Origin of the sequence: Acetivibrio sp. (assembly GCF_035371925.1) — a bacterium.
Lineage (GTDB): Bacteria > Bacillota > Clostridia > Acetivibrionales > Acetivibrionaceae > Hungateiclostridium.
In genome coordinates this window covers 1-7,148 of sequence record NZ_DAORXT010000123.1, presented here as the reverse complement: position 1 = coordinate 7,148, position 7,148 = coordinate 1, and the positions used below count along the sequence as shown (strand labels likewise).

Here is a 7,148-nt window from a genome sequence, read left to right as displayed (position 1 = left end):
CTGGCATCTTCTTTTTCAAAGATCATTTTGTTTCATTACAGGAATGCTCTATATTATATAATTCGTTGAGGATAAAAAAAATCCTCTTTTTCCTGTTTCCTTTTTACCTTTCCCACAGTCCTATTTTTGGGCATCAACGGGCAGCTGAGCTAACAAATATATGAAATAATAACCAAATTTCTGCATTATTAAACTTAGACCTTAAATTTCCCGAAAATCATTTAATTTTATTGTTTTCTAATAACAATTTTTTAATGCTATTTATTATTTATATAGAATAATTATTTATTTTTTACTATAATAATAAAAATAATAATAAAAAATTGCCAAGATTAAGGGATGTGTGTAATGAAAAATTTACTTTCCGTTTTGTTAAAATATGTAAAAACCTTGTTTAAACCTTTGATTTTTATAATATTGTATCTATCCATATATTTTGCGGCACAAATAGCCGTTACCATAGTCTATTCCGTTGCAATCATAGCCTATATGGCAATCAGCAATCAATCAATAAATTGGGCCGCGGCATATGATATGATACTTGTAAATACAACAACTGCCATACTTATTTCAATTTTATTGACACTTCCCATATACTTTATTATCCCCAAAATTCGAAAACAGAATTTTTTCGAGGTATTTAAATTTAAAAGCATCAGGATTTCGAATTTAGGATTTAGTTTAATATTGGGAATATCTCTAAACCTGTTTATTTCCAATGCACTTGCTTTCCTTGAACGTCTGGCGCCGCTTGAAAATATAACAAGAGAACATCAAGAAATGCTGGAAAAAGTAATGGAAGGTAATTCTATTATTGTTTTTATAACCATAGGGATCATGGCCCCAATAATTGAAGAAATTATTTTCCGGGGTCTTGTGCTAAATGAATTGAAGAAAGTTGTCCCGTCATTTACAGCAATAATCCTTCAGGCTATAATTTTCGGAATCTATCATTTAAATCCCGTACAGGGAGTATATGCTGCTCTATTGGGAATTGTTCTCGGCACAGTGGCCGAAAAAACAAGGTCAATATGGACAGCGATATTGGTTCACGTCTCCTTCAACAGTATAAGTACCCTTTTGAGCAAAGTTCCAGTTTACATCCCCGAAGGGCATTTTCTGTCCAATGAGTACTTTGTGTTTATATCGAGCATGGTGTTTGCTGCACTGTCCTTTGTAATGATACTGCGGCTTTCAGCAAAGCATACCGATTCCACCTCGGAAACAGTGTAAATTATGTCTACTTTATAAAAAAGCGAAACAGTCGTAAACCATCACCTTTTATAGAACATAACATATTATATATTGTAAACCAAAATCAATCCATGACTGTAAAGGGGGTTTGGATTATGCCTGATATCAATTACACTGAATTGAAAAACCAGCTTAAAGCCGAACTGAAAGCCGAATTGGAAGCTGAGCTGGATGTCGACGTGGGGGAAAGAGAATTCCACAAGCAGATCAACAGGCAAATCAACTATAATGTTTTGACGCAAAGACAAATTCAGGGTCAGGAAGCTGAAAGCGAGGCTAAAAACGAAGACTAGCAGCAAAAAGCAGCGCCAATTTCGCAATTTGTCGGGTGGGGGCATCCCCCCCACTTTGCATAATTCTCCAATCATATATATTCTTCAATTGAAGGGGGTGTAAATATGGATATTAGAGATAAACTGACGGCACAAAAGGAAAGCATAGACAATAGTGCGGCAAGATTGGTGAAAGCTCTGGAAAAAGACAGCATCCAATACAATTCCCAAGACCTTGACCAGGAGCAAAAAGTGGACGTTAACCCTGTTCAGTTAAACACGCAGAACGTTCATGTTCATATTAGCCCGGATAAAAACTATACATTAGGAAAAATTACCGGTACTACATGCTTGAAAAAAAATAGTCAAGTCGCAAAAAATGCTCTTGTTTTTCTGTATTTCGGACGCGAATGCGGTTCTCCCGTGTGCAGAACAGCTTCCGATTTACAAGGAAACTATGTATTCGATGAATTGCCGCCGGGCTTTTATGTCATAAGCGCACAGCTTGGCGACAAGCTGAAATACCAGTCCCAATATATAAAAGTTCTGCCCGGTCAAAGTGTAAATCATCCCATAATCTTAGATTAGTACTTATACTCCGATTAGTACTTATTATACTCCCAATAAAAAAATTATCCGCATATCCTTTGAGGCGTCGAGCTATAATGCTTTTGCCTCTTTCATTTCAATAACGAAAAAACCCTCACAGTTTAACCAACTGTAAGGGCCTCTATAACTGGAGCTGGTGGACGGAATCGAACCCCCGACCTGCTGATTACAAGTCAGCTGCTCTACCTGCTGAGCTACACCAGCATATAATTAAAATATTTTATTGCTTATTTGCTTTGTCCAACCGCTTTAATATAATAACATGCTCCCCAAGTCAAAGTCAACCCTTTTTTTAAAAAAATTATGCTAAAATTATGTCTAATAATTTATGATTGGGTCATAAATTGTCGGAAATATCCACTGCAAAAATTTTCTACTGGAAAAAGAGATGCCTTAATAGCTTAAGACATCTCTTTTATAGTTTTTGAATATTAATACATCCGATTGCTAGGCAGAAGAACTATATTTCATTGCACAGGACTTGATGTCGATATCAGTGCGATTTCAGTCCGTTGTTGAAGTCGGTGTCGGAGTAGGTATGGGTTTGAAGCTGCTTATAAGTACTTTATCAATTCGCGGACCTCCGTCATCTGAACATGTTTTAATTTTTATAATATTATCCGGATCGATGTTCATATTGGCTTTCACGCTTATGCTAGACCATGTATCCCATGAACCTGTGCTTGGGAACTCTATATTGCTCTCAATAATCTCGCCATTTACTTCTATTTCCATCGGTAAACTTTTATCCGAACCGTTTGAATAAATAAAAATGATTATTACTTCATCGCTTACGGGAGATGCGACTTGTGTCATTTCGAGATAGGCATCTTTAATTTCATCAAATACAACATAGTCGGATTCTACTCTTGCATCTTTCAGGTTGTTGCTTTCGGCTTCAGCCTCGTGTGCTATAGGTACTGGAGTTTGTACATCGATAGGCGTTGGTGTTGAAGTTGGCTGCGTAACGACAGGCGTTGGCGATGTCTTTGGCTGTGTAACGGTAGGCGTTGGCGATGTCATTGGCTCTGTATAGTCAGGCGTTGGCGTTGTCCATGGATAGGTAACAAGAGGCGTTGATTCCGGCGTAGTTTCAACTCCAGTGAAAGGCAAACAGTCAATCATCTTTAACAGATATCTGTTCAGTACACTTCTATCAGTTGAAGTTACTTTACCGTCAAGATTAACGTCCGCAGCTTCAAGCTGGTTTTCATTAAGGTCAACAGATTTAATGAGATATCTTCTCATTAAATTCAAGTCAGTTGAGTTAATCTTTCCGTCCCCATTCAAATCACCATATCCGACCAGGTCGGAGTCTGCATTGGCTGATGTTATCGCAAGTATGCTGACAAGTATTGACAACACCAGCAAAAACGACATTTTGGCTAAAAGTTTTTTTTGCATAAAAATTCCCTCCTTAAAAATTAATTTAAAAAATTTAAAGTTATGTATAGAGATGCATATAAAAAGCATCATCTACTCAAAAACTATAGCAAAGCACTATAAATGTGCTTTTACAAAAATATCTTAGAAAGAGGAATGGAAAATAGTTATATACTTTGAACTGCTGCGTGGAAATGCTTCATGATTTGTAAAAAAAGTTCCGGTAAAACTGTCTTGTTTTGATAATCAAACCTTTAATTTGTCGGCTGATACTTCTTTCTTATTCCCCTCAAAACATACCAGACGAAACAGTTATCAATCATATTCGTCTAAGGTTTCCCATTACTGTTATAATATCATTTTATAAAAAATTTGAAAATATTCATATATGATATTTTTACTATTTTGTCGTTTTTTTACTTTTTGTAAATAAAAAAGAGATGCCTCGACAGTTTAAGACACCTCTTTTTCAGTATCAAGCTTCAATTTCTTATTTAAATATTGCATTAGTAAGTCTGTCAAACAGTTTTTCGCCATTACCAGAACCAGTGCAGTTTTCCAACACAATCTTTCCTGGGTTGCCATTGCCGGTAAATCCATGTTTCTTATTGTTGTTGGCAACACAGTTTCTAAGAATATGGGGAACTGAGGCAGTGTCATCTCCAAGCTTGTATCCGTTACCGTCTCCGCCTGTGTCTTTTCCATTCACATCATAACCGTTTCCTATAGCCTGGCAGTTTTCCAAAGTTACAACCCCTATAGTTCCCGTATCTTTTTTAGTATACAAATCCCATCCGTCATCACAGTTGTTAATTGCTATACAATTTCTAAATATATTCCCTTCTCCACAAGTAAGCTTTGCTGCAAAACCGTCCGCATCCTCGCGGCGGGAATCCATGTTCATGGTTGAAAGACAGTCTAATATAAGATTATTGCTGAGCCATTTATCCTTTGTATTGTAGGAAGTATTATATCTTGACAGCTGGAGTCCGGAGTCATGGTTCTCCTTAAATGTACATTTCTCAATAATATTGTAGTGCTCTGAAAGCAGCATTCCATTGTCTCCTGCTCCTTTTACGGTTATTCCCTTAACATGCCAGTATTTAGCATCAAGAACAATACCCCTATTGGAAGAATTCTCTGCCATGGCTGAAAAATCAATAACCACTTCTCCGTCCCCATAAGCAGCCAATTTCTTCATAGCATTGGGCAAACCGTCATTTCCTTCTTTTATAACTATGGTTTTTGAATATTTATATGTTCCTGCTTTTAAATAAATTGTCTTTCCCGGCTGTATCAGTTCAATGGCTTCCGGTAGCGTCATAAAACCGTTAGGTGAAAGAATAATGTCGCCTTCCACAGGAGTGCTCGTGGCTGTTGGTGTCGGTGTACTTGTAGGCTTATTTGTGATTGTTGAAGTAGACGTTGGAGTCGGTATGTATCCGGAACCACCGCTTACAAGTACCTTATCAATTCTCGGACCTCCGTCATTTGAACGTGTTTTAATTCTTATAATATTATCCGAACCGCTGTTCATATTTGCTTTCAAGCTTAATGTAGACCATGTATTCCATGAACCTGTGCTTGGGAACTCTTTATTACTTTCAATGGTATCACCATTTACTTTGATTTCCATCGGCAAGCTTTTTCCCGAACCGTTTGAATACACAAAAGTAATTGTAACTTCACCGCTTGCGGGAGAGCCGACTTTTTTCATTTCGATGTAGGCATCTTTTGTTTCATCAAATACAACATAATTGGATTCTACCTTTGCACTTTTTAAGTTGTTGCTGCTGGCTTCCGCCTCGTGTACTATAGGCTCTGGAGTCTGTATGCCGGTAGACGTTGGTGTTGAGGTTGGATATGTACTGGTAGACGTAGATGTCGGCGTCGGTTCAACTCCAGTGAAAGGCAAACGGTCAATCGTCTTTAACAGATATCTGTTTAGCACACTTCTATCCGTTGAATTTACTTTACCGTCAAGATTCACATCTGCAGCTTTAAGCTGGTTTTCATTAAGGTCAACAGATTTAATAAGATACCTTCTCATTAAAGTCAAGTCAGTTGAGTTGATATTTCCGTCTCCATTCAAATCACCATATACCACTTTTGGATTCTCGCTACTTTTAGGTGTTGTCGGCACCGACAACGGTGTGATTTTTGGTGTATTTGTCGGTGTACTTGTTGGTACTACCGGTGATGTTGATGGTGTCGGAACACCTTTTCCATCGACACCGGCATACTTTAACACTGTTTCTTTTACCTGGCTTGCAGGCTGCAATACATGGTCATACTTATAAGGAGGAGTAAAGCTGCATGTTGAAGTAGTGGGCTGATTTCCCTTACAATTAATAAATATATTGTCTTTTACATCCCAATATCCGATTTGACTGCTATAATACGAACCAATCGGACCTTCTGCCAAGCCTGTTTTACTGTCTACCGCACCACATCCTACGTTTTCAAAAACGTTTCCTTCGATTCTTAATTTTGCACCCACTCTTGAGTTTATGCCGCTGCCCGAAACTTCTACATAATAGTTGTTGAACATATGTCCTGTGCTGCCTCTGTAACTTGGCGTACGTGATTTAACATTAAAATAAATATTATGATGGAAAGTGATTTTTCTGTCAAACTTTATTATAAGAGGTGATGTATCCTTATTCTTTTTCCTCTGGCTCAACAGTTCATTAACCTGCGATATACTGGTGGCTGTGACTTCTTTGCCGCCTGTACCCCCTGTGGTACCGCCGTTTAATGTTGCAAATCCGACCAGTTCAAAGCTTGGTGCTACTTGAACCGAAACATTGGCTGATGTTATCGCAAGTATGCTGATAAGCATTGACAACACCAGCAAAAACGACATTCTGGCTGAAAGTTTTTTTTAGCATAAAACACCCTCCCAAAAAATTATTTAAAGAAAAAAGTTTTCAGTTATGCATAGTTATGCATATTAAAAAAGTATCAATGCTTCTAGGACTATAGCAAAATACAATAAATGTGCTTATATAAAAATATCTTTGGAAGAAGAGTGGAAAATAGTTATATGCTTTGATCTACTGCGTAGAAATGCTTTATGATTTGCACAAAAAGCTCCAGTAAAACTATATTGCTTTGATAATCAAATCTTTAATTTGCCGCTTGATACTTCTTTTTTATTCCCCTCAAAACATATCAAATCAAACAATTATCAACCATATTCGACCAATACTTCCCAACACTGCTATAATTCTATTTTATAATAATTTTTAAAATATTTATACATGACATTTTTGCTATTTTGTTCGTTTTTTTTACTTTAAAAAAAAAACAAAAAACTCCATAACCCGGAAAGGATTATAGAGTTTCTCTCGTGGTGGGCACTATAGGGCTCGAACCTATGACCCCCTGCTTGTAAGGCAGATGCTCTCCCAGCTGAGCTAAGCGCCCATATTTTCTATTTTTTATATCTTATGCAAAAATATTATATCACAAAAAAGTAAAAAGTCAATAAAATTCAAAAACAAAAAAGCATACAGTTCTCAGTCTGTATAGCCCTTTTTATTAATTTTATGGTCGGGGTGAGAGGACTTGAACCCCCGGCCCCATGGTCCCAAACCACGTGCGCTACCAGCTGCGCTACACCCCGAT

Annotated in this window: 5 protein-coding genes and 3 tRNA genes; 3 read left to right on the top strand and 5 right to left on the bottom strand. The window is 37.2% G+C overall.

The features are described 5' to 3' along the window. Positions 1-348: 348 nt before the first annotated feature. From PLH43_RS12560 to PLH43_RS12550, 3 genes are all read left to right on the top strand, one after another. Positions 349-1,233 (top strand): type II CAAX endopeptidase family protein, encoded by an 885-nt coding sequence (locus tag PLH43_RS12560; protein WP_324363641.1) that lies wholly within the window; start codon positions 349-351, stop codon positions 1,231-1,233. A 116-nt stretch (positions 1,234-1,349) separates the two neighbouring features. Continuing rightward, positions 1,350-1,547: a hypothetical protein gene (locus PLH43_RS12555; RefSeq protein WP_324363639.1), complete on the top strand. Its 198-nt coding sequence runs from the start codon at positions 1,350-1,352 to the stop codon at positions 1,545-1,547. Between the two features lie 105 nt (positions 1,548-1,652). Next, entirely contained in the window at positions 1,653-2,114 is a 462-nt protein-coding gene (locus tag PLH43_RS12550) for a carboxypeptidase regulatory-like domain-containing protein (protein ID WP_324363637.1), read from the top strand. 149 nt (positions 2,115-2,263) lie between these two features. On the opposite strand, the gene PLH43_RS12545 is transcribed toward PLH43_RS12550, so the two are convergent. The 5 genes from PLH43_RS12545 to PLH43_RS12525 form a co-directional block, all read right to left on the bottom strand. Next, positions 2,264-2,339 (bottom strand) — tRNA-Thr (locus PLH43_RS12545). 300 nt (positions 2,340-2,639) lie between these two features. Next, positions 2,640-3,539: a dockerin type I domain-containing protein gene (locus PLH43_RS12540; protein WP_324363635.1), complete on the bottom strand. Its 900-nt coding sequence runs from the start codon at positions 3,537-3,539 to the stop codon at positions 2,640-2,642. A 469-nt stretch (positions 3,540-4,008) separates the two neighbouring features. Beyond that, the gene (locus tag PLH43_RS12535; protein WP_324363632.1) at positions 4,009-6,360 is read right to left on the bottom strand and encodes a dockerin type I domain-containing protein; all 2,352 of its coding nucleotides are present in this window, start codon (positions 6,358-6,360) and stop codon (positions 4,009-4,011) included. Between the two features lie 511 nt (positions 6,361-6,871). Continuing rightward, positions 6,872-6,947, bottom strand: a tRNA-Val gene (locus PLH43_RS12530). A 123-nt stretch (positions 6,948-7,070) separates the two neighbouring features. Next, positions 7,071-7,146, bottom strand: a tRNA-Pro gene (locus tag PLH43_RS12525). Positions 7,147-7,148 lie beyond the last annotated feature (2 nt).